Below are 25,633 nucleotides of genomic sequence, written 5' to 3'. Positions count from 1 at the left end.
CGAGGTGGAGGGCCGGCGGATCGGCGAGGCCCGGGCGGAGTGGGAGGTTTTTTTTGACCTCGCCCGCCGGGTGGTTCCCCAGCACGCCGCGGCGCTTACCTATGCCGGGACCGCCGAGCTTAGGGAGGAGATCGCCCGGGTGGTCCCGCTGTACGAGGGGATCCAGGACCTGAAGGAGGCCGGCGACTCGGTCCAGTACGGCGGGCCCCACCTCTGCGCCGGCTGGAGCTTCCCGACGCCCGACGGTAAGGCGCATTTCTCGAAGGTCCCGCTGCCGAGCGTCGACGTCCCGCCGGGGTCCTTCGTCTGCACCACCCGCCGGGGCAAGCAGTTCAACAGCATGGTCCACGAGAAGCGGGACCCGTTAACCGGCGCAGGGCGCGAGGCTGTATATATGAATGCGAGCGACGCAGCCGGCATGGGGCTGGGCGAGGGCGACCCGGTGGTCGTGCGCAGCCCGGCCGGCGAGTATGAGGGCCGGGTGTTCCTGGCTCATGTCGCCCCCGGGAACCTGCAGGTGCACTGGCCGGAGGGGTCGGTACTGATCGACGGGCACACGCGGTCCCCCGAGTCGAAGATCCCGGACTACAACGCCGTGGTGACCGTGTCGAAGGGAGAGCAGTGAGCGAGCGCCCGTCCGCCTCCCGCTCCGGAGTGGTCCGCCAGTACCGGCGCGAGGGGCTGAACCGGCCCCGGTCGGAGGTGCTGGCGACCGAGGAGCCGTTCGAGATCCGGCTGAACGCCGAGGGTCAGGAGATCAAGGCCTCGATCACCATGCGCACGCCGGGCAACGACTTCGAGTTGGCCGTGGGGTTTCTCTACGCCGAGTCGGTGCTGGCCGGGAAACAAGACTTCCACTCGGTCCGGTACTGCCAGCCGACCGACGAGCAGCAGTACAACGTGGTCACGGTCGACCTGCGCGGGCCGATGCCCGACACCGCCACCCTCGACCGCAACTTCTACTCCAACAGCGGCTGCGGGGTGTGCGGCAAGGCTTCGCTCGACCAGCTGGCGATCACCGGCGTCCCGCCGCTGGGCGAGGGCCCGAAGCTTTCGCCCGAGCTGATCCTGTCGCTGCCGGAGCGCCTGAAGAAGGGCCAGAAGCTGTTCGCCAAGACGGGCGGGGTGCACGCGGCGGGGCTGTTCGACGCCGAGGGCAAGCTGCTGGCGGTCCGGGAGGACGTCGGGCGGCACAACGCCCTGGACAAGCTGGTGGGCTGGGCACTGCTGCAGGACCGCCTGCCGCTGACCGACCACACGATCCTGGTGAGCGGCCGGGCGAGCTACGAGCTGGTCCAGAAAGCGCTGCGGGCGGGCGCAGGGGTGATGTGCGCAGTGTCGGCCCCGTCGAGCCTGGCGGTGGACCTGGCCGCCCGCTTCGGGATGACGCTGGTGGGCTTCCTGCGGGACGATTCGTTCAACGTATACACCGGGGAGCAGCGGGTCCAGGAGTGAGTTAGGGGGTCGGCTCCCGGTTAAGCGCCGATCGGCCCCGCCGTCGGAGGAACGCCCGGAGCGGTGGGGGGCGGGGCCCCCGCAGCACTCCGGGACTTCCGCCAGTTCATGAACGCCACTACGCCGGCCCCCAACGTCAGCACTCCGATGACGAACCCGACCAGCCCGCCGACGAAGGGCACCAACATGATCAAGGTGAGTACGGTGACCCCGATGGCCAGCGCCTTCAGCGAGTCGACCAACGGGCGGCGAACCGCCGGGTCGTCGACCTGCTTGAGGATCATCGACCCGATCAGGTAGCCCACGGCGGCCTTGGCCAGAATGAGCAGGAAGCCGTAAACCGCCAGCAACAGCAGGGGTATGGCGCCGAATGCGCCGAGAACCAGCGCAATGACGAACGCGATCAGTGCCACGATCGGGACCACGAACAGTGCCGCCAGGCCGATTCCAAGACTCGGGGCGATGGCAGTGCGCATGGTCCTGGCGAGGTTCGGCAGCAGGTCGGGGAACAGCCACAGCAGGACAAGGCCCAGCGCGAAAGCACCGGCGACCCCCCGGATGAACTCGAGAATCGTGTCGACAACCGGGTTCCTGTCGTCGGCCGGCGCCGCTTTGGGCTCCCGCCGGACGACCTCCCCGGTGACCTCGGCCCCCGGGTCGATGTCGGCCTCACTGTTGGAGGTGTAGATGAGGTCCCCGGCGATCCGGGCGCCGTCCTCGAGGGTGACGCTGTCGGCGTCGACCTCGACGTTGCCGCCCACCGTCCCGCTGATCGTGAGGTCCTGAACGCCGCCCCGGATGTCCCGGGCGACGTTCCCGGCGACTGTGAGGTTCTGGCCGCCGGCCCACAGGTCGCGGCCGATCTGCCCATCGGTCTCCACGGTGAGGGTCTGCCCGGCGCCCAGCAGGTCCTGAGTGATGGTTCCGGTGACTACAAGGTCCTGAGCCCCGACCCGGGCGGTGTGGCCCACCGTTCCGTCGATGGTCACGTCCTGCGCTCCGGCGAAGAAGGATTGGCCGGTCGAGCCGGTCAGGCGAATGCTGCGACCTGCGCCGAAGACATCGCCCGTCACCTCCCCGGAGACGACGATCTCGTCGCCGGCGATGTAGACGTCGTCGTCAACGGTGCCGCTCACGTCCTGGCGCCCCTCGGCGCCTCGAAAATCGGCAGCAAGCGCCGTGGCGGGTAGAAGGAGGAGGAGTAGAAGGGCAAACAGACCTGCGGTTAGCGATCGTATTTTCATGGCGACCCCCAGCGTTGCGGCGCCTGCGACGCCGGCTGGCTTCAGTATGTGCCAATCGGTGCGGAGCGGGTAGTGCAATTTGTCGGATGGGGCAATAGGCTCAGAGCCGGCCGATCTATCCACAGAACTTGCCAGGAGGTGCTCGTGAACGGTCAACCAGATACTTCATCAGCGTCGCCCAGCCCCGACACCACGTCGGCGCCGGCAACACCCGAGACGACTCCGGGAACCGACCCCAAGTGGGCTGACATGCCTGAGCTCGGCGCAAAGGAGAAGGCACAGGAGAAGGAGCGGCAGATCGAGGAGCAGAAAGCCAAGGAGCAGCAGTAGGGGTGCGTCAGTTCCCCAGGCCGAGCATCTTCACCTGGAACCGGCGGTTACAGGACTCGCAGTAGAACTGGCCGGGGTCGTCGACCGGGATGAAGTCCTGCTCCCCGCAGTAGGGGCAGTAGTTCGGCTGAACCCTGGAGGGAACCGCCTCCGAGTCCGAGTTAGTCGGCAGATGCCGGCTCCACCGGGTCGGCCACCGCGGGGTGCACCTGGTGGATCCCGCACTCGACCCGCAGGGTTCCCGCCCAGCGGCCCTCCCGGCCGTTGCCCGGGATGGTGCAGGGGACGCAGCCGATGGAGTCGTAGCCCTGCAGCTTCAGCGGGTTCACGATCAGGTCGTGGTGCTTGATGTACCTCTCGACCTTGTGGTCGGACCACTCGACGATCGGGTTGATCTTCACCAGGCCCCGGGAGGCGTCCCACTCGACCGCCTTGGCGTGGGCCCGGGTCTCGGACTCCGCCCGGCGCAGGCCCGACATCCACGCCCTCTTGTCCTTCAGGTAGTTGTTCATCGGGGCCACCTTGCGGGAGGCGCAGCAGGCTTTGTAGCCCTCTTCCGACCAAACCGCCGGCTCGTCGACCGGGTCCAGCATCACCAGGTTCAGGTTGTAGCGGTTCCGGACCGCCTTGGCGGTGGCGATGGTCTCGTAGAAGTGGAACCCGGTGTCCAGGAAGAAGACCTCCACCCGGGGCTCGACCTTCCACGCCAGGTCGATCAGGACCGAGTCCTGCATGGAGCTGGCCAGCACGACGTCGAGGCCGAACTGCTCGAACGCCCACTTGAGGATGTCCTCGGCCGGGACGCCTTCGAAGTCCGGAAGCTCGGGCGCATCGGAGCCGGCCGGGATCGTGAGGAGCGGCAGGTGTTTGTGGCGGTGCTTCTCCAGGATCGCTTCGGCGGGGGTCACTTGAGCCATACCTCCGGCGCTCGGGCGGACCACTCATGGAACGGTTCACCCTCGGTCCGGGTGGACAGATAGGTGCGCAGCAGCTTCTCGACGTAGTCGGCCAGCGTGTGGGCGGGGACCTTGAACCCCTTGACCCTGCGGCCGAACTTGTATCCGTCGCCCAGGTGCCCTCCCAGGTGGACCTGGAAACCGTCGTACTTGGTGCCGTCGGGCTTCGTCATGAGAGAGCCGACCAGGCCGATGTCGGAGATCTGGACCCGGGCACACGAGTTGGGGCAGCCGTTGAGGTTGATCCGGATCGGTTCGTCGAAGTCCGGAAGGCGGTCCTCGAGTTCCCGGTAGAGCCAGTCGGCCCGGCTCTTGGTCTCGACGATCGCCAGCTTGCAAAACTCGATGCCCGTGCACGCCATGGTGCCCCGCCGGAAGACGCTCGGATTGACCCGGAGGTCCTGGCGCTCGAGCTTGTCGATCAGCGCCGGGGTGTCCTTGCGCTCTACGTCGAGGATCACCATCTTCTGCTGCGTGGTCGCCCGGATGCGGCCCGAGCCATACTCCTCGGCGAGGTCGGCGACGTGGCGGAGCCCCTGGGCAGTGGTCCGGCCGGCCCGGGGGGCGAACCCCACGTAGCATTTTCCGTCCTGCTGGGGAAACAGGCCCACGTGGTCGCGTTGGGCGGTGGTGGAGGGGCTGGGGGCCGGGCCGTCGGGCAGTGCGTGGCCCAGGTACTCCTTCTCCATGATCTCGCGGTACTTCTCGGGGCCCCACTCGGCCATGAGGAACTTGACCCGTGCCCGGTTGCGGGCCCGGCGGAAGCCGTAGTCGCGGAAGGTACCGGCGGCGGCGGCCCAGACATCTTGGAGCTGGTCCCGCTCGATGAACACGCCAAGGCGCTTGCCGAAGTGGGGGTTGGGGCCGAGGCCCCCGCCGACCCAGACGTCGTATCCCAGCCGGCCGCCGTTGTCGACGCCGACGAAGGCCAGGTCGTGGGTCTCGTGCTGGCAGCAGTGCTGGTGGCAGGCGGTGACCGAGGTCTTGAACTTGCGGGGGAAGTTGGAGAACGCCGGGTCGGCCAGGAATCTTTCGCTGAGGGCCATGAGGTCCGGGGTGGCGTCGAACAACTCGTTCTCGTCGACGCCGGCGACCGGGCAGCCCATCATGTTCCGGGGGGTGTCGCCGCACGCCTCGCAGGTGGTGAGGCCGACGCCCTCGATGATGCGCCAGATGTCGGGCACGTCCTGGATGCGGATCCAGTGGAGCTGGATGTTCTGGCGGTCGGTGACGTCGGCGACGCTGCGGCCGTACCGCTCGGCGACGTGGGCGATGGCGCGAAGCTGCTCGCTGTCCATCTGCCCGCCGGCGATGCGGACCCGCAGCATGAAGAACTCGTCCTCCAGCTCCCAGGGCTCGCAGCGGGCGGTCAAGCCACCGGGGATGCCCTGGCGGCGCTGGGTGTAGAGGCCCCACCAGCGCATGCGGCTGCGGAGGTCGTCGGGCCAGATGGAGGAGAATCCCTGCTTGGAGTAGGTGTTGATGATGCGGTCACGGACGTTGAGGCCGTCGTCGTCCTTCTTGATTGCCTCAGGTTTGTTGAGCGGCTCGCTGTACCCCAGAGCCCACTGACCTTCGCCGAACCGCGCCATTAGTAACCTTTCTAAGTTCAACACTATTAATACAGTGCAAAGTGTTTAATGTCAAAGGGTCCGGACTTGGCGGGCCCGTAGTATTTGTTCGCAGATTGTGGGACGCTCGAATCCAGTGAACGAGATCGATCTGCTCCTGGTCCTCGGCATGCTTCTCGTCGTGCCGATGGGCCTGTCGATGATCACGTGGACCGATCCGCAGGCGGAGCGGCTTCGCAGCCTCGCCTACAAGGCGGTCCCTTTTGTCGCCGTGCTGGGCTCCCTCTCGGTCGTCCCCCGCGACGCGGCCTACCAGGACAGCATCGGCGGCGTTCTCTCCGGTCTATGGCTTGCGCTGTGCCTGATGGTCGGCATCTCCGCAGTCGCCGAGGTATCGAAGGCCCGGCCCCCCCGGTTCGAGGGCTACCTTCCTATCGCCGCCTGCCTCTTCCTGGTCGTCGGCGCCGCCTGGCTGGTCCTTTTCCGGGCCGGCGTGCGGCCGATGGACCTACCCATCGAGATCGTCGAGCTAACCGCCGTCCACTTCCACTTCGCCGGCTTCGCCGCACCGATACTCGCCGCCCAGGCCGCCCGCTGGCTGAGGGCCCTCCCCGGGCGATGGGACCGCCTTGCCGCCTACGCCGGCGGCGGGGTGGTGCTGGCGATGGTCCTGGTCGCAGCCGGGATCAGCGGGTCGCCGCTTCTCGAGGTCGAGGGCGCCATCCTGATGGCGCTGTCCCTGATAGCCCTTGCGGCGGGGACGACACTGATCGCCTGGCGCCTGCCTCCGGCCGCCCGCGTCCTGCTGATCGTCTCGTCGGCCGCCGTGTGGATCTCTATGGTGCTGGCGGTCCAGTACGCGGTGGGCCAGTACCTGGTGGTCGGCGGGCTGTCGGTCCGGGACATGGCCCGCACCCACGGCGTGTTGAACGTGGTCTTCACGGTGTTCGGGCTGGCGGGCTGGAAGGTCGCAGGCAAGAAGGTGACGTTGCGCGAACGTGCGGCCACTGCCGAAGCGCCCCCGGAGGCGGTCGAGCCGGTCCCGGCTGCAGAAGAGCCCGCTCCGGAGCCGGTCAAGACGCCGGATACTCCCGCGACGCCGGAACCGGTGGCTCCGGTCGAGACGCCCGACCCTGCCGAACCGGTCCGGCCTGCGGAGCCGGGTAGTACGGCTTAGAAGGGGTCGGCGTTAGGTTGCAGGCCTTCTGAATGCGATACAACCTCGCAGCCGAACTGGTCGGGTAGGCCATCGCCGGGCAGGCAGACGATTTCGAACTGATCCTCCGCCGCCGGCACGCTGGGCTCGGGGGACTGAAGGTCCGGCCGGCTCAAAGGTACGGCCGCAGAGCGGGCTTCGGTGGTTTTGGTGGACTGGCTCTCCACCACTTGGACGCTAGGGGCCTGCACAATCGCAAAAGCAATGCCGCCCACCAGAAGAGCGACCACGACCGTGGCGCACGCGATTTCGAACAGGTTTTTGGTCCACCAGCAGGTGGTCAGGGTTTTCCATCGAGACATACCTACCTATCGACACTTAAAGGCTAGACCTCTAGAAGTTTCTGCCCTTAGTAACTGCTGGGCACCTGACGCCCACCGGGCGGCACGGCTCCCATCCCCCTGCTTAGCGACAAGACCGTCAACACGACCATCGTCCCCACCAGTCCCGACAGGGCCCCGAAGGAGGTAGCCCCCATCACGGCTCCCGCAAGAAGCGCACCGCCGGCCCCGCAGGCGTTCATAACCAGGTCGGAGAAGCCCTGGACGACGGGCCGCAGGTCGACGCTCAGGGCCTCGGACAGCATTGACGACCCTGCAATCAGGCCGCACGACCACCCGACGCCCAGAAGGAACAGCCCGATGGTCACCATAGGCACGTTGTGGCCCCCCATCCCGGCGGTGGCTGCAGCCGCAAGGAGCAGCAACATCCCGAGGATCAGGACCTGCGGTTTGCCCACCCGGTCGGCCAGTGAGCCGATGAGCGGCGCCAGCGTGTACATGCCGGCGACGTGGATGCTGATCACGATCCCGATGATCGTCAGGGTGGCGTGCCCCCCGTCGAGGTGCACCGGAGTCATCGACATGATCGACACCATCGCCGTGTGGCTGACCGCTATCGCAAGCAGTGCCCGCCTGGCGGCCGGGACGACCTTGAGGGCCGCCCACGCGGCCCGCATCGAGGTTCGAACCGGGAGCCCGTGATCGTCCAGCGTCGGAACCGCCAGAGACCGGGCCAGCACCAGCGGATCCGGCCGCAGCCAGATGTTGAGGATGAGCCCGGACAGGGCGAAGGTCAGCCCGGCGGCCGCAAACGGACCCGCCTCGGGCGACAGCCCCAACCGAGCTCCCAGCTCTGCGGCCGGCTGGGCCAGGTTCGGGCCGGCGACGGCGCCGACGGTCGCCGCCCACACCACCCACGACAGGTGCCGGGCGGCGTGGCCGGCCGGAGCAAGGTCGGTGGCGGCGTAGCGGGCCGACAGGTTCCCGGCGGTGCCGGCGCCGAGGAGGAGCAGGCCGGCGAGGAGCAGCGGCCAGAGTCCCAGCGCGATCGCGGTAACCGCAATCACCGACCCGAGCAGGGCGACGCCGTAGGCGAGCGAGAGTCCGGCTCTTCGGCCGCCTTTGCCGGCGGCCCGGGCGGTGGGAAGCGCGAACAGGGCCGCGCCGAGAACCACCGCGGTCCCGGCGAGGCCGCTTAACGCCGTCGAACCGGAGAGCTCGTGGACCACCAGAGCGCTGAACGCGAAAGCCACCGAAGTGCCCATGCCGCTGACCACCTGGGCGCCCGCAAGGACGCCGATGATCTTCCGCTGCACCCCGGCCAGCTCGGAAAGGGGCGTCCGCCGGGCCTCAACCATGGAGAAATTGTCCCATGCTCCGCCGGATCTACCCAGGCGAATTGCCGGTAGTGCTCATTTCGGAATACGACTCGACGAAACGCCTTCGGCCGTCCGTCAAACCCGTAGAAGCAGAAAAACCAGACCTGCTCAAGACCAGTCAAGGGGGCGGAACATGAACATCAGTACAGGACAAAACGAGCTGGGTTTCGACGGAAACGCGGTATTCGACGAGAGTTGGTGGCCGAAAGGAAGAGCCCGGGTGGGTGTGTTCCTGGTGGTGTGCCTGATGGCTGTCGCGATGATCCTTCTGGCGGGAGCGCCGGCGTTTGCGGCCACTTCCTACGCGGCCGACTCGGCTGCGGCCCTCGCATCGTCGGTGGCGGTGACCTCCAGCAACAACCCGGCCAAGGCCGGCCAGGCGGTTACCTTCACTGCGACGGTGACACCGGCGGCGGCTACCGGCACGGTCCAGTTCAAGATCGACGGAGTAAACGCCGGTGCCGCGGTGCCGGTCAGCGGCGGCACCGCCGGCCTTGCGATGAGCTCGGCCCCGCCGGTCGGTCCCCACACCGTTGTCGCGGAGTACAGCGGAGACGCCACCGTCGCCCCGAGCACCGGGACCCTGGCCGGAGGCCAGCAGGTGACCAAAGGCGACTCGACCACCACCGTTACCTCCAGCCGCAACCCGGCAAAGCTGCACGAGCCGGTTAGCTTCACCGTGAACGTTCTGCCTTCGACCGCCGGCGGCAGCGTGCAGCTGAAGATGAACGGCATCAACTTCGGGGCGCCTCTGACCCTGAACAACGGCACGGCCGGCTTCGCGGTCACCACTCTTTCCGGTCCTCCCGGCACCCGCACGCTCGTGGCGGAGTACAGCGGAGATGCCAACTTCAACCCCAGCACCGGGACCCTGGCCGGAGGCCAGCAGGTGACCAAAGGCGACTCGACCACAACCGTCACCTCCAGCAAGAACCCGTCCCGGCCGGGCGAGGACATCACGATCACCGCAAGCGTGTTCCCCAGGCCCGGGGCCACCGGAACCGTCCGGTTCAAGGTTGACGGTGAAGTGATCGACGAACCCGTGGCACTTTCGGACGGCGTCGCCGAGATCGAGCTGACCTCCGACGACGACTCCACCGGCACGAGCGCAATAACCGCCGAGTACAGCGGGGACGTCAACTTCAACCCGAGCACGGGCACCCTGCCCGGCGGTCAGGTGGTTTCCGGTAAGCAGGCGACCACCACGAAGCTGTCACTCCTGGCCAACTCGAACAAGCCGGAGGAGAGGACGTTCGTTGCGACCGTCTCTCCGGCAAACGCCTCCGGGACGGTTCAGTTCAAGGTCGACGGGACCAGCTTCGGGAGCCCGGTGGCTCTGAGCAACGGTGTCGCCAAGTCGGGCCCGACCACGCTCTCCGCCGGCAACCACGCCGTGGTCGCCGAGTACAGCGGCGACGCCAACTTCCGCCCGAGCAGCGATACCGCCAGTGTGCCCGGCGTCCAAACCGGCCCGAAGATCGCCACGTCGGTGAAGCTCACCTACGGCATCAACAGCGAGCAGATGTCGAAGGCGGTCACCTTCCACGCTGCGATCACGCCGGCCGAAGCGACCGGGACCGTTCAGTTCAAGCTCGACGGAAAGAACATCGGGTCGCCGGTTGCGGTCAAGGACGGTGTCGCCAACTCGGCGCCGGTTACCCTGAAGCCCGGCAACCACAGGGTCGAGGCGGAGTACAGCGGCGACGCCCGCTACCAGCCGAGCCGCGGGGTCATGGAGAGGGTGAACGTCGGCTCCGGCAAGACCGGGGTGCTGCCTCGCACCGGATCCTCCACGGTACCGCTGGCGCTCCTGGCAGCCTCTTTCCTGGTTTCCGGTGTGCTGATCCAGCGGAGGGCCAACCGGGTCGATGCCGCCAAGATGCAGCCGGAGGACTACCTCTAGTAGATGTGCCAGCTCTAACAGACCGGCCCCCATTTTCGGGGGCCGGTTTCTTTTATGGTCGGTCGGCGGTCCTGCCGGCTCGGAGCACCACGAATCCCGCGCCGATCAGGGCGGCAGCGAGAAGTGACATCGGGAAGGTCTCGGGTCCCGTGCGAACGATCTCGTCCCGGGCGGGTCTGGCCTCCCCGGCCGGGGCCGGCTCTTCGGGTGCGAAGTCGTAGTTGGTGGCGACGGTGACGGGTTCGTAGTTGGCGTCGCCGCTGTATTCGACGGAGATCATCATGCTCTGCTGGTCCGGTATGTCTACGGGCGCCGACTGTGCTGCGCCGGCGACGATTGCCACCGGACCGCCGACGACGGCCTGGTCCAACCTGAAGGTGAGGGTTCCGGTTGCGTCGGCTGGAAAAACGGTGGCCTGAATCGGAACGAGCTGCGGACCGGGAGCCCGGTCGACCGTGTAGGTCACCCGCGCGGTGGCCGCGATGGCGGGGCTGGACGAGACCGCCATGAAGCCGAAAACGGCCCCCAGGGAGACAAGGAGCATGGAGCGGGCAGTGCTTGGAAACACCCGGTTCGACATTGAGAGCGCCCCCTTGGCTAAGTGGCGAAAGAGCTTGCTTAGTTAAACGCCGGCCGGCCGGTTTTCGATCCTCGCCGGCCAAGAAAAAAGTGTCAGGCGTCCCGAAGCTGGAGGAAGCAGCAGACTGCAGCGGCGATCAGCAGGAGCCCGATGCTGAAGATGCTGAGCACGCCCAGGCCGAGCAGAATCACCCCGGCGACCACCGCAAGCACCCGCCGGTATTTCGGCAGGAGTGCGCCCAGCGCCGCGGCGTGGATCGCTGCCAGAAGGAGAACCAAGACCCAGGCCACGTCCGAGAGCTCGTTGTTGCCCTCTCGGACCAGAAGGACGATGTACAGCGCGAGGGTTCCGATGGCGATGACCGCCCCGAGGATCATCGGCCACGGCCTCGACGCGCCTACATTCATCGAGGAATTTTTCACGGCCGGCGGGGCGGGTGGTTAGACCGGAAGGAGAGGCGGAGAGGAAGGGTTGGGTGGAGGGACGTCGTTCGGCGTGACGGTGAGCGTCACGGTGCGGCTGTGATCGGTGTCTCCCGCACTCGAGAAGTTGTAGGCCGAGCCGTGCTGGACGGTCATCACGTAACGGAAAGTGCCGACGGACGAGTTGGTGGGGGCCAGGGTGTGGGTCACGTTGACCCGGGCACCCGGCTGCAGCTGAACGATCCCCTGGCTCTGGGTAAGGAGGGGGGAGTTCGGGTCCAGGCCGATCCACATGACTGACACCGGCCCGCTGTACGAGCCGGAGGCGACCTCGCAGTTGATCGTTGCGGTCGTGAAGGCCGGCACGGTCGTTTGGGAGGGGCTGCAGGCCATCGAGTAGTCGTTGGCTGCAGTGGCGCCGCCGGCGCCGACGGTTTCGAATGGAAGCTCGGCGATAGGCAGGAACTCGGAGTTGAAGTCCGGACTCGTGCCGGTGACGACGACCGTCGTTTTGCCCAGCGGGGCGTTGGGTGCCGCCGTGAGCCTGAGGGTGGCGTAGGCGCGCTCGGGGAATCGGGGAGCCACGCTGTTGGGGCTGATCGAACAGGTGATGCCCGTGGGAGCGGTGCAGGAAGGGGTGATCGACCCCTTGAACGCGAAGCTGGCGGTGAAGTTGCAGGCGGTTTCCATCGACTCCCCGCGGGCGATACGGTTCATCGGCAGGTTCGTGCAGCCGGCGTTCGCCCCCTTCTCGGTCAGGTAGTTGCCTGCCTTGGTGCCGGAGGTGTCGAACGGCCAGGTGAAGCTGCTGGTGAGCGCTCCCGAGGTCCCCACGATCTTGAAGCTGTGTTTGCCCGGCTTGACGTTGTTGTTGCTAAGACCAACGTGAAACCCGACCGAGCCGTGGGGCGGAGGTGTCACAGTCCCAGGGTCGGGGGTGCAGGTCAGGCCGGCCGGGGGCTTGAGGCAACCAAGCGACACCGGAGCCGAGAAGCCGTTCAGCGACGAAACCTTGCAGTCGAAGGCATCGGCGTTTTGTGCTGGGAGGGCTTTGGCAGAAGGACAGGTGACGGCAAAGCCTTCCGCCGCCTCCGCAACCGTGGCGGCTGCCTCGGGTGTGGTTTCGGGCTCGAACTGGAGCAGAACGCTGGAGGAGCGGTTGGCCAGGGTTCTGGAAGGGGATGAGGAGGCGTCGACAGAGCTGTTCGAGCTCTGAACCACCGCAAAAACGGCCCCGCCGGCCAGGACCGTGACGGCCAGCGCCAGGCCGAGAATGGGATAGAGGTGTTTGGACCAGAACGGTTTCCAGGACGCCATGAGTTCGTATCGGCAGAATCTGCCAACGGATCAGCTTTTATTTACATCCAGCCGTTCGTGTCCAGGTAGAGCAGAACCGAGGCGACCGAGGTCTCCGGTGTCTCCTCGTCGGTCCTGATGTGAATCTCCGGGTTCTCCGGGGGCTCGTAGGGGTCCGACACGCCGGTGAAGTTCGGGATCTCCCCGGCAGCCGCCTTGGCGTAGAGGCCCTTCACGTCCCGCTCCATGCAGGCCTCGATGGGGGCGTCGACGAAAACCTCGACGAACGGCAGGTCCGCGGCCGCGTGGATGTCCCGGGCCCACTGCCTGCCGTCCCGATATGGGCTGATCACGGGCACCAGGACCACGAGGCCGGCGTCGGCCATCAGCTGGGCGACGTGAGAGATCCGGCGGACGTTCTCTGTTCGGTCCTCGGCCGAGAACCCGAGGTCCCCGTTCAGCCCGTGGCGGACGTTGTCCCCGTCCAACAGGTAGGCCGGGCGTCCGGCAGCGATGAGCGCCGCCTCAACTGCGGACGCGATGGTCGACTTGCCCGAACCGGAAAATCCCGTGAACCAGATCGTGCCGCCCCGGCTGGGCCGCTCCTCCCGGCTTACCTGCCCCTGCTGCCACACCACATTGCCCGGGGCCATGGTTCTAGGGTTCGCCGAGGATCATCCCGGCCCCGACGGTGGTGTTTGTCGCTTCGTCGATCAGGATGAAGCTGCCGGTCAGGCGGTTCCGCCGGTATTCGTCGTAAAACAGCGGCACGGTGGTGCGCAGGGTCACCCGGCCCATCTCGTTCAGCCTGAGCTCGGTGACGTCCTCGTGGCGGTGCAGCGTGTTCACGTCCAGCTGGTAGGTCAGGTCTTTTACGATCGTGCGGGCCACCTGGGTGGTGTGCTTGATGGTGAATCGGTCGCCCGCCTTCAGGGTCCGCATCTCGCTCATCCAGCAGATCATGGCGTCGATGTCCTGCCCGACGTGGGGCTTGTTGCGGGGACGGCAGATCATTGAGCCCCGGCTGACGTCGATGTCGTCGTCCAGCCGGATGGTCACCGACATCGGCGGGAACGCCTCGTCGATCGGCCCGTCGGCGGTGTCGATGGAGGTTATGTGCGAGGTGAAGCCGCTCGGCAGCACCATGACCTCGTCGCCCTTCTTGAGAACGCCTCCGGCGACGGTCCCGGCGTAGCCCCGGTAATCGTGGAACTCGTCGTTCATCGGCCTGATGACGTACTGAACCGGGAAGCGCACGTCGATCAGGTTCCGGTCCGAGGCGATGAACACGTCCTCCAGCAGGTGGAGCAGCGAGCCCCCCTCGTACCAGGGCATGTTGGCCGAGCGGGTGACGACGTTGTCCCCGTTCAGCGCCGAGATCGGCACGAACGACAGGTCGCCCATCTCGAGCTTGGCGGCGAACTCGCTGAACTCCTCTTTGATCGACTCGAAGACGTCCTCGCTGTAGTCGACCAGGTCCATCTTGTTCACGCACAGCACGATGTGGGGGACCCGAAGGAGCGTGGTGAGGATGGCGTGGCGGCGGCTCTGCTCCTGGATGCCGTTGCGGGCGTCCACCAGGATCAGCGCCAGGTCGGCCATGGAGGCGCCGGTGACCATGTTGCGGGTGTACTGAACGTGGCCCGGGGTGTCGGCGATGATGAACTTGCGCTTGGGTGTGGCGAAGTAGCGGTAGGCGACGTCGATGGTGATGCCCTGCTCCCGCTCGGCCCGCAGGCCGTCGGTCAGCAGCGCCAGGTTGGTGTAGCTCTCGCCCCGGTCCCGGGAGGTCCGCTCGACCGCCTCCCACTGGTCCTCGAAGATCTGCTTGGAGTCGTAGAGCAGGCGCCCGATGAGGGTGCTCTTGCCGTCGTCGACCGACCCGGCGGTGGCGAATCGCAATAGCTCCATTAGAAGTAGCCCAGTTTCTTGCGGTCTTCCATGGCGGCTTCGCTGACCCGGTCGTCGGCACGGGTTGCCCCCCGCTCGGTGAGGCGGGTGGCGGCAACCTCGGCGATGACCTTCTCGACGGTGTCGGCCGTGCTCTCGATCGCAGCGGTGCACGAAGCGTCGCCGACCGTCCGGTAACGGACCATCGCTTCGAAGATGTCGGCGCCGTCGGGGGCCGGCGCCATCGGGTGGACGGCCATCAACATGCCCTTGCTCAGGTACACCGGGCGCTTGTGGGCGAAGTAGATGGAGGGTAGCGGGATGTCCTCCTCCTCGATGTACTGCCAGATGTCCAGCTCGGTCCAGTTCGAGAGCGGGAAGACCCGGATGTGCTCTCCCGGCTTGTGCCTGCCGTTGTAGAGGCTCCATAACTCGGGCCGCTGGTTCTTGGGGTCCCACTGGCCGAAGTCGTCTCGGAAGCTGTAGACCCGCTCCTTGGCCCGGGCCTTCTCCTCGTCCCGGCGGGCGCCGCCGAAGACCGCGTCGAACCCGTGGTGCTCGATCGCATCCAGAAGGGTGGTCGTCTGAAGCTGGTTGCGGGAGGCGCCGGGCCGCTTGTCCTCGACGACGCGGCCCTTGTCGATCGACTCCTGCACCGATGCCACGACCAGCCGGGCGCCGACCTCGTCGACCCGGCGATCCCGGTACTCCAGGACCTCCTCGAAGTTGTGCCCGGTGTCGATGTGCATCAGGGGGAAGGGGATGCGCGCCGGGTAAAACGCCTTTTTGGCCACCTGGAGCATGACGATGGAGTCCTTGCCGCCGCTGAACAGCAGAACCGGCTTTTCGAACTCTGCGGCCACCTCACGAAAGATGTGGATGGCCTCGGCCTCCAGCGCACGGAGGTGGGTCAGTGTGTAGTGCATGTGCTCCTCGGGGTCGGCAGGAGGTAGGTGCTCTGCCCTTTAAGCGACTTTCTACCGTTGAAAACTTACTTAGCTTAGCGCGAACCGCTCCACCGTACCGCGGGTTGGGTCGCTTACGCCTTTCGGACGGTTGCTACGCGTTGCGGCGGCGGAACGCGATTATCGCAGCGGCAAAAAGTAGCAGCAGGCCGATCGACCCGATGATCGTGCTGAACCATGGGAAGGACTCTCCCCGGTTGGTGTCCTCCAGCGGCCTTTCGCCGGTGCCGGCGGCGACGAAGGTACCGTTTGCCGGGGTCTCTGCGCTCACCTGGAGGTCGGCGTCGGTGAGAAGAGGGTCGGCCAGGGGGGTCCAGGCGCCGTCCTGGAGGGTCAGGATCTGGGGCCCGTGAACCGAGAACCGCATGATCGCAGTGAAGCTGCCTTCCACCGGAGCGCCTGTACCGGCGTTCACCGCCTTCAACTCGTAGGCGTTGCTGTCGAAGTAGAAACCCTCGGGCGCCGGGGCCACCTCCGCCGGGTCGAGCGGGGTCATCGAAAGGGTGAAGTTGTAGGGCTCGGGGGTCGGCGGGAGGTAGTTGAAGGTCAGGGTCATCTGGCCGTCGGCCGTGGTGACCGAGCCGGGGTCGGCCTGCCCGGAGGTGGTGACTGTTACCTCGAACGTCTCGGCCTCGGGGACCTCGTTGCTGCCCTCACGCTCTTCGGGCGGGTTCACCCAGCGGTAGAGCGGGATGTCGGCCAGGCCGTCGTAGAGCGGGCTGCGGGAAACCAGGCCCGCCTGCACCGATGCCCATGCGATCAACAGGTAGGCCAGCACCACAGCCAGGCCCTGCACCGCCAGCTTGCGGTTCGATGCGGCCATCTAGAGCGACGCCAACAGGTTGGCGAACACGTGGGTGGCCGCCGGAGCGGTCCAGCCGCCGGTCGCCCGTCGTTGCCAGCCGAAGATGAGGCCGGCGGCGAAGTCGAGCGGCAGGACCCCCAACCCGTAGACGGGAACGTGGATGGCTGCGAACAACGCGGCCGACCCGGCAATCGCCAGGGCGGCGCCCCACCTCTCCAGCCAGCCGTAGACCAGGCGGCGGAAGAAGATCTCCTCGGCGATTGCGGCGACGACGCTCGATGCGATTGCGACCCCTGCGGCGCGGGGGAGCGGGTTGTTCATCAGCAGGGTCGACGCCGCCAGGAAAGGAACCGACCCCAGCGCCACCGCCAACAGCCAGCGCGTGCGGCCGCCGGACAGGGCCTCGGATGAGCGCACCGCCACGAGCCCACCGACGGCTCCGACGGCGGCGGTCACGGCTACTGCGAAAGGTGAAGGTGCCCGGGCGACCAGGGCAAGGGTGCCCCCCGCCACTGCCAGGGGTGCTTCCCAGGAGCGGCCGCGCGGCTCCTGTCCCCTCACTTGACCTCGATCTGGCGGGCTTGAATGATCCTCGGGTTGAACGGCGCGTGGTCCCCGGCGACGTATTCGGCCTGGAGGATGTGCCGGCCCGGCGTGACCTCGATCTCCTGGTCCAGCCCGTAGGTCATGGTCGCCAGCTGGCCGTCGAGGCTGAGGTGCATGTGGCCCTCGTCGGGCTTGATGTCCTTGGTCGCCTCGGGAACGATCGTGCCGCCCTCGAGCGAGATGGTCACCCGCATCTTCGGGCCGGTGATTTGGGCGCCCTGAGCCGGTTCGATTATCGACATCTTAGCGGTGGACGCGATCCGCTTGGCCTGCGGAGCGTCCTCCGGGGATTCCGAGCAGGCGCCCAGGAGGGTCGCGAGAAGGGTCACGCAAAGCGCCGCCTTCAGCTTTCGGGTTACCGCCGGTCTCATGGGCCTCCAGATCTACATTCGCCGCTGCATCGATCTTAAATGGTCCCTAGATCGAAGCTTCCCGTGGGTTAGCCTGCCGCCCATGGAGTCGTTGACCTGGGAGAACGTACGGGCGTGGCGGCTGGAACGCCAGGGGCTGGCGGAGCGGGCTCCCCGCAAGCGCATGCTCGAGGTGGCCGGCCGGATCTGCGGCCTGCATGCCCAGGTTCTGTCCTCCGCCGAGCTGACGCTGTGGGCCCGTGTGGACGGCATAACGAACGGGGCGGCGACGAAGGCGCTTTGGGAGGACCGGAGCCTGGTCAAGCTGTGGGCGATGCGGGGAACGCTGCACCTGCTCCCGGCTGCCGAGTACTGGACCTGGCAGGCCGGACTGTCGACCTACGACCACTACCTGAAACCCTCCTGGTTCAAATACTTCGGCCTTAGTCGCGACCAGTTCGACCTGATGGTGGAAACCATTGGCGAGGTTCTCCATGGGCAGGTGCTTACTCGCGACGGCCTGGCTGAGGCGGTTGCGGAACGAGCCGGCTCCGCCGAGTTGGGGGAGAAGATGCGGGAAAGCTGGGGATCGATGCTGAAGCCGGCCTCTTTTCACGGCAAGCTCTGCTTCGGCCCGAGCACCGGCCAGAAGGTTGGGTTCACCCATCCCGAGTCGTGGCTGGGCGGCCGGAACGAGGTCGACCCCGACGAAGCCCTGATGGAGATCACCCGCCGGTACCTCGGCTCCAACGGCCCGTCCACCCGGGAGGAGTACGGCCGGTGGTGGGCGATCTCGCCGGCCAAGGCCCTTGCCCGCATCAAGAAGCTGGGGGACGACGTGGCCGCGGTGAACGTCGAGGGGACCGTCTGCTGGATGCTGTCGGCGGATGTCGGTGCGGCGGCGGCGGCCAAGCCGGCGAAGAAGGTCAACCTGGTCCCTGCGTTCGACCAGTACGTGATCGCGGCGACCAAACAGGCCGACCATCTGACCCCCGGCCCCTTCAAGGCCCGCATCTATCGCCCCCAGGGGTGGATCTCACCTGTGCTGCTGGTCGGCGGCCGCATGGACGGCGTCTGGTCCCACGAGGTAAAAGGCGGGCGGCTGAAGGTCAACGTCGAACCGTTCGTGCCGCTGCCGGCGTGGGCGAAAAAGGGCGTGAAAGCGGAAGCGGAGAGCCTGGCGGAGTTCCTGGGCGCCGGGGAGCTCGAGGTGACCTGCGCGGGCTAGATCCCGGCCAGCATCACGAAGCAAGCGCCGATCGCCAGAATGACGAAAGCGCCCATCACGGTGCAGATTATGCCGAGCACGTAAGCCGCCTGGGCCACCCCCGCTCCCCCGATGGCCCCACCGCTAGCCGCGATGCGCTTCTTTGCCGACAGCCCACCGGTAAGGGTGATCGGACCAAGGACGGGGGAGAGGAAGACCGTGACGATGCCGAATGCTCCGACAATGACGGAGATGACCGCGCCTGCGTCGGCCTTTGGACGATCAGGGGGAGGAACGCTCAGCGGGGGCTCCTTGATCGAGGAGGCTGAGGATTAGATCCCGGTTACCCGCTTCCTCCACTTCAATTTATACCGGACAGGGGGGCTTGCGGCAAGACCCCCCCGGTGCCGCATAATCGCCCGCCGCAGGCCAAAACCTGCAGAAATGGAGGCAAGAATGCCTGAGTTGTCGGAACACGACGTGGTGATCGCCGGCGGGGGCCCTACGGGGATGATGCTGGCGGCCGAGCTGACGCTGGCGGGCGTGGACGCTTGTATTGTCGAGCGGCGCCCGAACCAGGACCTCCCCGGATCGCGGGCGGGCGGGCTGCTGTCGCGCACCCTCGAGGTCCTCGATCAGCGGGGAATCGTCGAACGGTTCTTATCGGAGGGGCAGATTGCCCAGGTGACGGGGTTCGCCGTGGCCCGCCTGGACATCAGCGACTTTCCCACCCGGCACAACTACGGGCTCGGGCTGTGGCAGAAGCACATTGAGCGCATCATGGCGGGGTGGGTGGCCGAGTTGAAGGTGCCGGTCCACTACGGAAACGAGGTGACCGGATTCGTGCAGGGCGACACGGGCGTGGACGTAGCGCTGTCGGACGGCCGGTCGCTTCGGGCCAAATACCTCGTCGGGTGCGACGGAGGACGCAGCCTGGTTCGTAAGACAGCCGGCATCGAGTTCCCCGGCTGGGACCCGACGACCAGCTCCCTCATCGCGCAGGTTGAGATGACCGAGGAGCCGGAGTTGGGCATCCGCCGCACTCCCTCGGGCACGCACGCCCTGGGCAAGGTGGAGTACGAGATCGTCGACGGCGAGGTGAAATACGGGAAGGGGGGAACGGTCGGGGTCATGCTGACCGAGTCGCAGGTTGGCACGAGCGAGCCCACCCTCAGCGATCTCAGCGAGGGTCTCATCGCCGTGTACGGGACCGACTACGGGATCCACAGCCCCACTTTTATCTCCAGGTTCACCGACGCAACCCGGCAGGCCGCGGAATACCGCAAGGGACGGGTCCTGCTGGCCGGCGACGCGGCGCACATTCATTCTCCGGTCGGAGGACAAGGTCTCAACACCGGGGTGCAGGATGCGGTGAACCTCGGATGGAAGCTGGCCCAGGTGGTCCTCGGGACGGCGCCGGAAAGCCTGCTGGACACCTACCACGCCGAGCGCCACCCGGTCGCCGCCCGCGTGCTGCGCAACACGATGGCGCAGACCGTTCTCATGCGCCCCTCCGAACCTCGCCTTGATGCCTTGCGGGACACCGTCGGCGACCTTTTGAGCATGGAGGAGCCTCGCAAGCGGTACGCGGCGATGCAGTCGGGCCTGGACATCCACTACGACCTCGGCGAAGGACACCCGCTGCTCGGGCGGCGGATGCCCGATCTGGACCTGGTCAGAGACGGCGGTCCGATGCGGGTCTTCACCCTGCTGCACAAGGCCCGGCCGGTGCTGCTCAACCTAGGTGAGCCCGGCGCCATCGACATCACCCCATGGGCGGACCGGGTGCGAAGGGTCGACGCGGAGTACGGGGGCAAGTGGGAGCTTCCGGTCCTCGGGGAAGTAGCTGCTCCGACCGCCGTACTGATCCGGCCCGACGGATATGTCGCCTGGGCGGGTGAGGGAGCCCAGATCGGCCTCGCGGAGGCGCTGACCACCTGGTTCGGACCGGCTGCTGCGGCGTAGCCCGGGCTCGCTTACCCGTACATCGACCCGCTAGAGACCGCCACCAGGCAAAAGCCCAAAAAGAGCACGAACAGGCCGGCGATGACGGTTCCGATGACCCCCAGCACGAACCCCGCCTGGGCGATCCCGTAGCCCTCCATCGTGCCGCCGCTGGCGGTGATCCTTTGTTTGGCTCTTATGCCCATGATCAGCGCGATCGGGCTCAGGATCAGGGCCAGCCCCGTGACGAGCCCGAGGATCCCGAAGACCAGCGACCCGACTGCGAGGGGCTCGGTCCTGCGGGGTGGCACGATGTTGGGCTGCTGTTCCAAGGAGGGCTCCCGGTACGGGCTAAGCCCAGGCTATCAAGCCCATCTCGGCGAAGGAAGTGAGGTTCTGGTGCGACGGGATGACGCGGACCGCAAAACCGTACCGACCGGCAAGCTCGCAGACGAACGTGCCCTCGTAGCTGTAGCGCCCGCCCTGCGCATCGCCCTGAAGCTGCATCCTCACCGCCTGGGTCTCCTGGAGTTCGTCGCCGGGGCCCACGGGGCCGTGGATCAGCTCGACTGCCACGTCGTCCGGGCTGAGTGAGCCCAACTCGACGACTGCGTTGACCGTGCGGGTGTCGCCCCGGCCGGCCGGGGCGGGTGCGACCTCGTTCACGTCGAAGACCTTGACCGCCTTCCAGCCGGCGTTCACCCGTTGCTTCCACTCCGACAGGCCCCTGGCCAGCTGGTAGTTGCCGGCGTAGAGGGTCTCGACGTTGCGGGCCAGCGGCTCGTACATCAGGTCGAGGTAGTCACGCAGCATGCGGGCGGCGGTGACTTGGGGGCCGAGGGTCGACAGGGACGACTTGATCATCCGGACCCACTCCCGGGGGACCGGGCCGTCGGTGCGGTCGTAGAACTTGGGGACGACCTGTCGCTCGAGGATCTCGAACAGGCTCATCGCCTCCAGCTCGTCGCGCTTCCGCAGGTCGTCGTAAGTTTCAGCAGACGAGATGGCCCAGCCGTTCTCCCCGTTGAACATCTCGTCCCACCAACCGTCCCGGATCGACAGGTTGAGCGCACCGTTCAGCGCGGCCTTTTCGCCGCTGGTCCCGCATGCCTCCAGCGGGCGACGGGGGTTGTTCAGCCAGACGTCGGCGCCCTGGTAGAGCATGCGGGCGATGTGCATGTCGTAGTCGGGGATGAAGACCACCCGGTGGCGCACCAGCGGGTCTTTGGCGAACTGGACGATCTCGCGGATGATGCCTTTGCCGATCTCGTCCTTGGGGTGGGACTTGCCGGCCAGGACGATCTGCACCGGCCGCTCGGCGTTCAGCAGCAGGGCCTTCAGGCGTTCGGGGTACTGGAATAGAAGGGTGGCCCGCTTGTACTCGGCAAACCGCCGGGCGAAGCCGATGGTGAGGTAGCGGGAGTCCAGAACCCGGTCGGCCCAGTCGACGTCCACGCCGCCGGCCCCGCTTTGGATGAGCCCGGCCTTGAGGAGCGTCCGGGCGTTCAGGACGAGCTGCTCCCGGTTGTTCTCCTTGACCCGCCAGACCTCGTCGTCCCGGGCGGAGCGGATCTGGGCCCAGCGGTCGTCGTTGGCCTGGTCCCAGTCGGGCATGACGTATCGGTCGAAGAGTTTGGCCATGCCCGACGACACCCAGCTGCGGGCGTGAACGCCGTTGGTGACGTGGCCGATGGGGACCTCCTCGACCGGGATCTCGGGCCAAAGGCCGTGGAAGATCTGCCGGCTTACCTGGCCGTGCAGCGCTGAGACCGAGTTGGCCCGGGAGGCCAGCCGCAGCGACATGACGGCCATGTTGAAGTGGGACGAAGGGTCGGCGCCCGGCTCCTGGCCGATTGCCATGAACTCGTCGAAGGTGACTCCGCACTCCTCGGTCCAGGTCTTGAAGTAGCGCTCCATGAGGGCCCGCGGGAACCTGTCGATGCCGGCGGCGACGGGCGTGTGGGTGGTGAACCCCGTCGCTGCGCGGTTGGCCTCCACCGCCTCGGCAAAGGTGAGCTTGTCGTCGACCATGAACTTGCGGATGCGCTCCAGGCTCAAGAAGCCGGCGTGGCCCTCGTTCATGTGGAAGACCTGCGGGTCCTCGCCGACAGCCTCCAGCGCCCGGATGCCTCCGACGCCCAGCAGGATCTCCTGCGCCATCCGGTGCTCCTCGTCGCCCCCGTAGAGGCGGTCGGTGACCAGCCGGAGATCCGGGTCGTTCCCGTCGACGTCCGAGTCGAGCATGTACAGCTTCACCCGGCCGACGCACGCCTTCCAGATCTGGGCCTTCAGCGGCACCCCGGCGAGGCTGACCTCGATCTCCTCCTTCATCCGGGTCAGAGCCATGCCGTAGGGGTCGAGCTGCAGGTAGCGCTCCTGCTGCTGCCCGTCGGCGTTCAGCTCCTGGCGGAAGTAACCCTCCCGGTAGAACAGGCCGACCCCGATGATCGGGATGCCCAGGCCGCTGGCGGCCTTGAGGTGGTCGCCGGCAAGCACCCCCAGGCCTCCCGAGTACTGCGGGAGGGTCTCGGTCAGGCCGAACTCGGGGGAGAAATAGGCAACGGATTTCAGAGGGCTGTTGCGGTTCTGGAACCACCGGTCCGACGTCATGTAGTTGGTGAACTCGACGTGGACCTCCTTCAGGAACTCCATGAAGGAGCGGTCCTGCACCAGGTCCTCGAACCGCTTGCGGCTTACGGTGCCGAGGACCTTGAGGGGGTCGCCGCCGGTGGCCTCCCACGCGTTGGGGTCGACCCAGCGGAAGAGGTCCCGGGCGCGGTTGTCCCACGACCAGCGGAGGTTCATCGCGATTTCTTCCAGTGGGGCAAGCGCCTCGGGGAGACGCGCGCGGACCGTGAAGCTTCGCAGCGCCTTAGGACTCACTACAGGACTGTACCAGTCCGCACGGCACCGTTTCGAAAACAACTCGTAACGACCCCCTCCAATCCAGAAGGCGCTCTGCTCCGTATACCCCTTTGACAGGTATCCAGGAGGTAAGCCAGTGAAAACCAGCCGCACCAAGTTCCATCGCATCAAGTTGAGCCTGGCGGTGACGGCTGTTCTGATGCTGGCCGCCTGCGGCTCCTCGAAAGAAGCTCCCTCGGATGCGGCGAGCGCCGGGTCGTCCCCGTCGGCCTCCGCCATGGGCACCCACGCCGGCCACTCGTCAGGCTCGGGCGGCGCCGTCGAGATGCGCCTGATCCAGTACCGCCCCAAGCAGCTCGACGTCAAAGCCGGCCAGGAGGTCACCTGGACCCAGAAGGACGCCGGATTCCACACCGTCACCTCGGGAACCGTCGAGCAGGCCGCCGGCGGGGTCACCGGGAATCCGGACGAGAGGTTCCGCTCGGAGCGGCTCGCTACCGACGAGACCTTCAAGTTCACCTTCGATGAAGCCGGAACCTTCACCTACTTCTGTGAGATCCACCCCGCAACGATGACCGGGGAGGTGAGAGTCGGCGCCTAACTAACCGCGAATCCATCGGCCCCCCCGAGTTCCCCCACAACAAGGAGTAACGAGAATGGCTAAGAAGAAGATTTTGAGCCTGCTGGCGATGCTGCTGACGGTCGCCCTGCTGGGCGGCGCCTGCAGCACCGGCGGCGACGAGGCCGAGGCGGAAAGCACCGAAGAAGCGGTCCCCACCGCCGACACGGCAGCCGCCGACCTTCGTTCCGGCTTCACCGCCCTTTTGGGCGAGCACGTCTACCTGGCCGCCCTGGCCACCGGATCCGCCCTTCGTGGTGACACTGCAGGCTTCAACGCCTGGGCCACCGCCCTGAACGGACCGACCGACAGCAACAGCGCCGACATCATCGAGGCGGTCCGCTCCGCCTACGGCGACGAGACCGGCACGGCATTCGACGGGCTGTGGAGGAGCGAGGGCCACATTCCGGCGTTCGTTGCCTACACCCAGGCCGTTGCCAAGAACGACACCGCCGGCAAAGAAAAGGCAGTCGCCGACCTCCTGGCCTACGCCAAGACCTTCGGCGAGACCATGAACCAGGTTAACGACAACCTCCCGGCCGCAGCGGTCGAAGAAGGCATCAAGATGCACGCCACCACGCTTCTCGCAGTGATCGACGCTCAGAAGGCCGGCAACCAGACCGCCGTCTACACCAACCTTCGTGAGGCCTACCACCACATGGACGAGTTCGCCAAGACGCTGGCAGGTGCCACCGTCGCCAAGTTCCCGAACAAGTTCGAGGGCGACTCAAGCGACCAGGCTTCCGAGCTTCGCGCAGGGATGACCTCCCTGCTCCAAGAGCACGTCCTGCTCGCAGTCAGCGCCACCGGCGCGGCAATCGGCGGCCGCCAGCCGCAGTTCGAGGCAGCAGCCGCAGCCCTGAACGGCCCGACCGCCAGCAACACCTCCGACATCGTCGGCGCCATCGGCTCTGCCTACGGCGACGAGGTGGGCACCGCATTCGACGGCCTGTGGAGGAGCGAAGGCCACATCCCCGGGTTCGTTGCCTACACCCAGGCAGCAGCAAAGGGCGACGCCGCCGGCAAAGCCAGGGCGGTTGAATCGCTTCTGGGCTACGCCAAGACCTTCGGCGAGACCATGAACCAGGTAAACGACAACCTCCCGGCCGCTGCGGTCGAAGAGGAGATCAAAGGCCACGCAACGACCCTGATTGCGGTCGTCGACGCACAGGCCGCCAAGGACCCGGCCAAGGCTGCATCCAGCACCCGTGAGGCCGCTCACCACATGAGCGCCACCGCAAAGGTGCTGGCCGAGGCGACCGTAGCGAAGTTCCCCGAGAAGTTCTGATCTCCCCCAGAACCGATCGGTAGCAAGCGCCCCGGGGTCCGATTACCGGGGCGCTTTTCATTTTGTCCATGTGCGGTTTCGAACATAAGTGCATGGGTACGTCTTAGAAGGAAGTGCCAGCTCACGACAGGAGGAGGGTGAGATATGGAATTCGATGAGAACCCCAGTGACCCGATCGACGCCTCACAGATGTCAGGTGGCGACCGTCCTTCTACCGGCGGCGAGAACCGTCCCGGCGCCGAGGGATCCAACGAGAACGCCGTCAACGTGACGATCCCGGACCCGTCCGGTGAGGAGAACGCAAACAGCATCCCGGTCGAGCCCTAGGCCGAACTCAAAGTTTCGACAAAAAATGGCCCCTCGAAGGAGGGGCCTTTTGTTTTCTCAAACGTTAGGGCGCCGGCTGAGCATCAGGCGCGGCGGCAGCCTCGGGGGACGCCGGATTGCCACCGGTCACCTCC

27 protein-coding genes are annotated in these 25,633 nt (G+C 66.7%); 10 read left to right on the top strand and 17 right to left on the bottom strand.

Annotated elements, in window-relative coordinates:
• The coding region (locus VFV09_03355; GenBank protein ID HEU4866745.1) for a molybdopterin dinucleotide binding domain-containing protein at window positions 1-625 on the top strand (625 nt) is incomplete at its 5' end.
• The gene (fdhD, locus tag VFV09_03350) at window positions 622-1,455 is read left to right on the top strand and encodes a formate dehydrogenase accessory sulfurtransferase FdhD (protein ID HEU4866744.1); all 834 of its coding nucleotides are present in this window, start codon (window positions 622-624) and stop codon (window positions 1,453-1,455) included. The genes VFV09_03355 and fdhD, both read left to right, overlap by 4 nt.
• 20 nt (window positions 1,456-1,475) lie before the next feature.
• Here fdhD and VFV09_03345 read toward each other — a convergent pair whose 3' ends face one another.
• Window positions 1,476-2,699 (bottom strand): hypothetical protein, encoded by a 1,224-nt coding sequence (locus VFV09_03345; protein ID HEU4866743.1) that lies wholly within the window; start codon window positions 2,697-2,699, stop codon window positions 1,476-1,478.
• Window positions 2,700-2,843: 144 nt separating this feature from the next.
• Between VFV09_03345 and VFV09_03340 the strand changes: the two genes are divergently transcribed.
• Window positions 2,844-3,029, top strand: coding sequence for a hypothetical protein (locus tag VFV09_03340; protein HEU4866742.1), 186 nt, complete (start codon window positions 2,844-2,846; stop codon window positions 3,027-3,029).
• A 7-nt stretch (window positions 3,030-3,036) separates the two neighbouring features.
• Here the strand turns inward: VFV09_03340 and VFV09_03335 are convergent, their stop codons facing one another.
• From VFV09_03335 to VFV09_03325, 3 genes are read right to left on the bottom strand one after another with little or no spacing between them, the layout of a single operon-like run.
• Window positions 3,037-3,201 carry an Insertion element protein gene (locus tag VFV09_03335; protein HEU4866741.1) on the bottom strand — a complete coding sequence of 55 codons (165 nt, stop codon included), beginning with the start codon at window positions 3,199-3,201 and terminating at the stop codon, window positions 3,037-3,039.
• Window positions 3,191-3,937 carry a phosphoadenylyl-sulfate reductase gene (locus tag VFV09_03330; protein HEU4866740.1) on the bottom strand — a complete coding sequence of 249 codons (747 nt, stop codon included), beginning with the start codon at window positions 3,935-3,937 and terminating at the stop codon, window positions 3,191-3,193. The genes VFV09_03335 and VFV09_03330 overlap by 11 nt, the downstream gene beginning before the upstream one ends.
• Window positions 3,934-5,577, bottom strand: coding sequence for a nitrite/sulfite reductase (locus VFV09_03325; GenBank protein HEU4866739.1), 1,644 nt, complete (start codon window positions 5,575-5,577; stop codon window positions 3,934-3,936). The genes VFV09_03330 and VFV09_03325 overlap by 4 nt, the downstream gene beginning before the upstream one ends.
• Window positions 5,578-5,692: 115 nt before the next feature.
• Here VFV09_03325 and VFV09_03320 point away from each other — a divergent pair, with 115 nt between their 5' ends.
• Complete coding sequence (locus VFV09_03320) at window positions 5,693-6,733, top strand: YndJ family transporter (protein ID HEU4866738.1); 1,041 nt, start codon at window positions 5,693-5,695, stop codon at window positions 6,731-6,733.
• Here the strand turns inward: VFV09_03320 and VFV09_03315 are convergent.
• Both VFV09_03315 and VFV09_03310 read right to left on the bottom strand, forming a co-directional pair.
• Window positions 6,730-7,074, bottom strand: coding sequence for a hypothetical protein (locus VFV09_03315; protein ID HEU4866737.1), 345 nt, complete (start codon window positions 7,072-7,074; stop codon window positions 6,730-6,732). The two genes, VFV09_03320 and VFV09_03315, sit on opposite strands and share 4 nt — an antisense overlap.
• A gap of 47 nt (window positions 7,075-7,121) precedes the next feature.
• Complete coding sequence (locus VFV09_03310) at window positions 7,122-8,411, bottom strand: MFS transporter (GenBank protein ID HEU4866736.1); 1,290 nt, start codon at window positions 8,409-8,411, stop codon at window positions 7,122-7,124.
• A 154-nt stretch (window positions 8,412-8,565) separates the two neighbouring features.
• Between VFV09_03310 and VFV09_03305 the strand changes: the two genes are divergently transcribed.
• The gene (locus VFV09_03305) at window positions 8,566-10,335 is read left to right on the top strand and encodes an Ig-like domain-containing protein (protein HEU4866735.1); all 1,770 of its coding nucleotides are present in this window, start codon (window positions 8,566-8,568) and stop codon (window positions 10,333-10,335) included.
• Between the two features lie 52 nt (window positions 10,336-10,387).
• Here the strand turns inward: VFV09_03305 and VFV09_03300 are convergent, their stop codons facing one another.
• From VFV09_03300 to VFV09_03260, 9 genes are all read right to left on the bottom strand, one after another.
• Window positions 10,388-10,903 carry a hypothetical protein gene (locus VFV09_03300; GenBank protein ID HEU4866734.1) on the bottom strand — a complete coding sequence of 172 codons (516 nt, stop codon included), beginning with the start codon at window positions 10,901-10,903 and terminating at the stop codon, window positions 10,388-10,390.
• 104 nt (window positions 10,904-11,007) lie between these two features.
• Window positions 11,008-11,322: a hypothetical protein gene (locus tag VFV09_03295; GenBank protein ID HEU4866733.1), complete on the bottom strand. Its 315-nt coding sequence runs from the start codon at window positions 11,320-11,322 to the stop codon at window positions 11,008-11,010.
• A 33-nt stretch (window positions 11,323-11,355) separates the two neighbouring features.
• Window positions 11,356-12,654, bottom strand: coding sequence for a hypothetical protein (locus VFV09_03290; protein HEU4866732.1), 1,299 nt, complete (start codon window positions 12,652-12,654; stop codon window positions 11,356-11,358).
• 41 nt (window positions 12,655-12,695) lie between these two features.
• Window positions 12,696-13,286: an adenylyl-sulfate kinase gene (gene cysC, locus VFV09_03285; protein ID HEU4866731.1), complete on the bottom strand. Its 591-nt coding sequence runs from the start codon at window positions 13,284-13,286 to the stop codon at window positions 12,696-12,698.
• 4 nt (window positions 13,287-13,290) lie between these two features.
• Window positions 13,291-14,544 (bottom strand): GTP-binding protein, encoded by a 1,254-nt coding sequence (locus tag VFV09_03280; protein ID HEU4866730.1) that lies wholly within the window; start codon window positions 14,542-14,544, stop codon window positions 13,291-13,293.
• Window positions 14,544-15,449 (bottom strand): sulfate adenylyltransferase subunit CysD, encoded by a 906-nt coding sequence (gene cysD, locus VFV09_03275; protein ID HEU4866729.1) that lies wholly within the window; start codon window positions 15,447-15,449, stop codon window positions 14,544-14,546. The genes VFV09_03280 and cysD overlap by 1 nt, the downstream gene beginning before the upstream one ends.
• 133 nt (window positions 15,450-15,582) lie before the next feature.
• Window positions 15,583-16,311, bottom strand: coding sequence for a hypothetical protein (locus tag VFV09_03270; protein HEU4866728.1), 729 nt, complete (start codon window positions 16,309-16,311; stop codon window positions 15,583-15,585).
• Window positions 16,312-16,806, bottom strand: coding sequence for a CPBP family intramembrane glutamic endopeptidase (locus tag VFV09_03265; GenBank protein ID HEU4866727.1), 495 nt, complete (start codon window positions 16,804-16,806; stop codon window positions 16,312-16,314). It abuts the gene before it with no gap.
• 44 nt (window positions 16,807-16,850) lie between these two features.
• Window positions 16,851-17,270 (bottom strand): hypothetical protein, encoded by a 420-nt coding sequence (locus tag VFV09_03260; protein ID HEU4866726.1) that lies wholly within the window; start codon window positions 17,268-17,270, stop codon window positions 16,851-16,853.
• Window positions 17,271-17,352: 82 nt separating this feature from the next.
• Here VFV09_03260 and VFV09_03255 point away from each other — a divergent pair, with 82 nt between their 5' ends.
• Both VFV09_03255 and VFV09_03250 read left to right on the top strand, forming a co-directional pair.
• Window positions 17,353-18,477 carry a winged helix DNA-binding domain-containing protein gene (locus tag VFV09_03255; GenBank protein HEU4866725.1) on the top strand — a complete coding sequence of 375 codons (1,125 nt, stop codon included), beginning with the start codon at window positions 17,353-17,355 and terminating at the stop codon, window positions 18,475-18,477.
• Between the two features lie 444 nt (window positions 18,478-18,921).
• On the top strand, window positions 18,922-20,421 hold the full coding sequence (locus VFV09_03250) for an FAD-dependent monooxygenase (protein ID HEU4866724.1): 1,500 nt from the start codon (window positions 18,922-18,924) through the stop codon (window positions 20,419-20,421).
• 11 nt (window positions 20,422-20,432) lie between these two features.
• Here VFV09_03250 and VFV09_03245 read toward each other — a convergent pair whose 3' ends face one another.
• The gene (locus VFV09_03245; GenBank protein ID HEU4866723.1) at window positions 20,433-20,732 is read right to left on the bottom strand and encodes a DUF4190 domain-containing protein; all 300 of its coding nucleotides are present in this window, start codon (window positions 20,730-20,732) and stop codon (window positions 20,433-20,435) included.
• A gap of 19 nt (window positions 20,733-20,751) precedes the next feature.
• A complete protein-coding gene (gene glgP / locus VFV09_03240) occupies window positions 20,752-23,283 on the bottom strand; it encodes an alpha-glucan family phosphorylase (protein ID HEU4866722.1) in 2,532 nt (843 codons plus the stop codon).
• 118 nt (window positions 23,284-23,401) lie between these two features.
• Here glgP and VFV09_03235 point away from each other — a divergent pair, with 118 nt between their 5' ends.
• The 3 genes from VFV09_03235 (at window position 23,402) to VFV09_03225 (ending at window position 25,499) form a co-directional block, all read left to right on the top strand.
• Complete coding sequence (locus tag VFV09_03235) at window positions 23,402-23,866, top strand: plastocyanin/azurin family copper-binding protein (protein HEU4866721.1); 465 nt, start codon at window positions 23,402-23,404, stop codon at window positions 23,864-23,866.
• 55 nt (window positions 23,867-23,921) lie between these two features.
• Window positions 23,922-25,172, top strand: a complete 1,251-nt coding sequence (locus VFV09_03230) for a hypothetical protein (GenBank protein HEU4866720.1) — start codon at window positions 23,922-23,924, stop codon at window positions 25,170-25,172.
• A 144-nt stretch (window positions 25,173-25,316) separates the two neighbouring features.
• Window positions 25,317-25,499, top strand: a complete 183-nt coding sequence (locus VFV09_03225) for a hypothetical protein (GenBank protein ID HEU4866719.1) — start codon at window positions 25,317-25,319, stop codon at window positions 25,497-25,499.
• The last annotated feature ends 134 nt before the right edge of the window (window positions 25,500-25,633 follow it).

Source organism: Actinomycetota bacterium (assembly GCA_035759705.1).
Classification (GTDB): Bacteria; Actinomycetota; CADDZG01; order JAHWKV01; family JAHWKV01; genus JAJCYE01.
The sequence above is the reverse complement of the archived record's forward strand: the minus strand, read 5'-3'. Positions and strand labels throughout refer to the sequence as shown.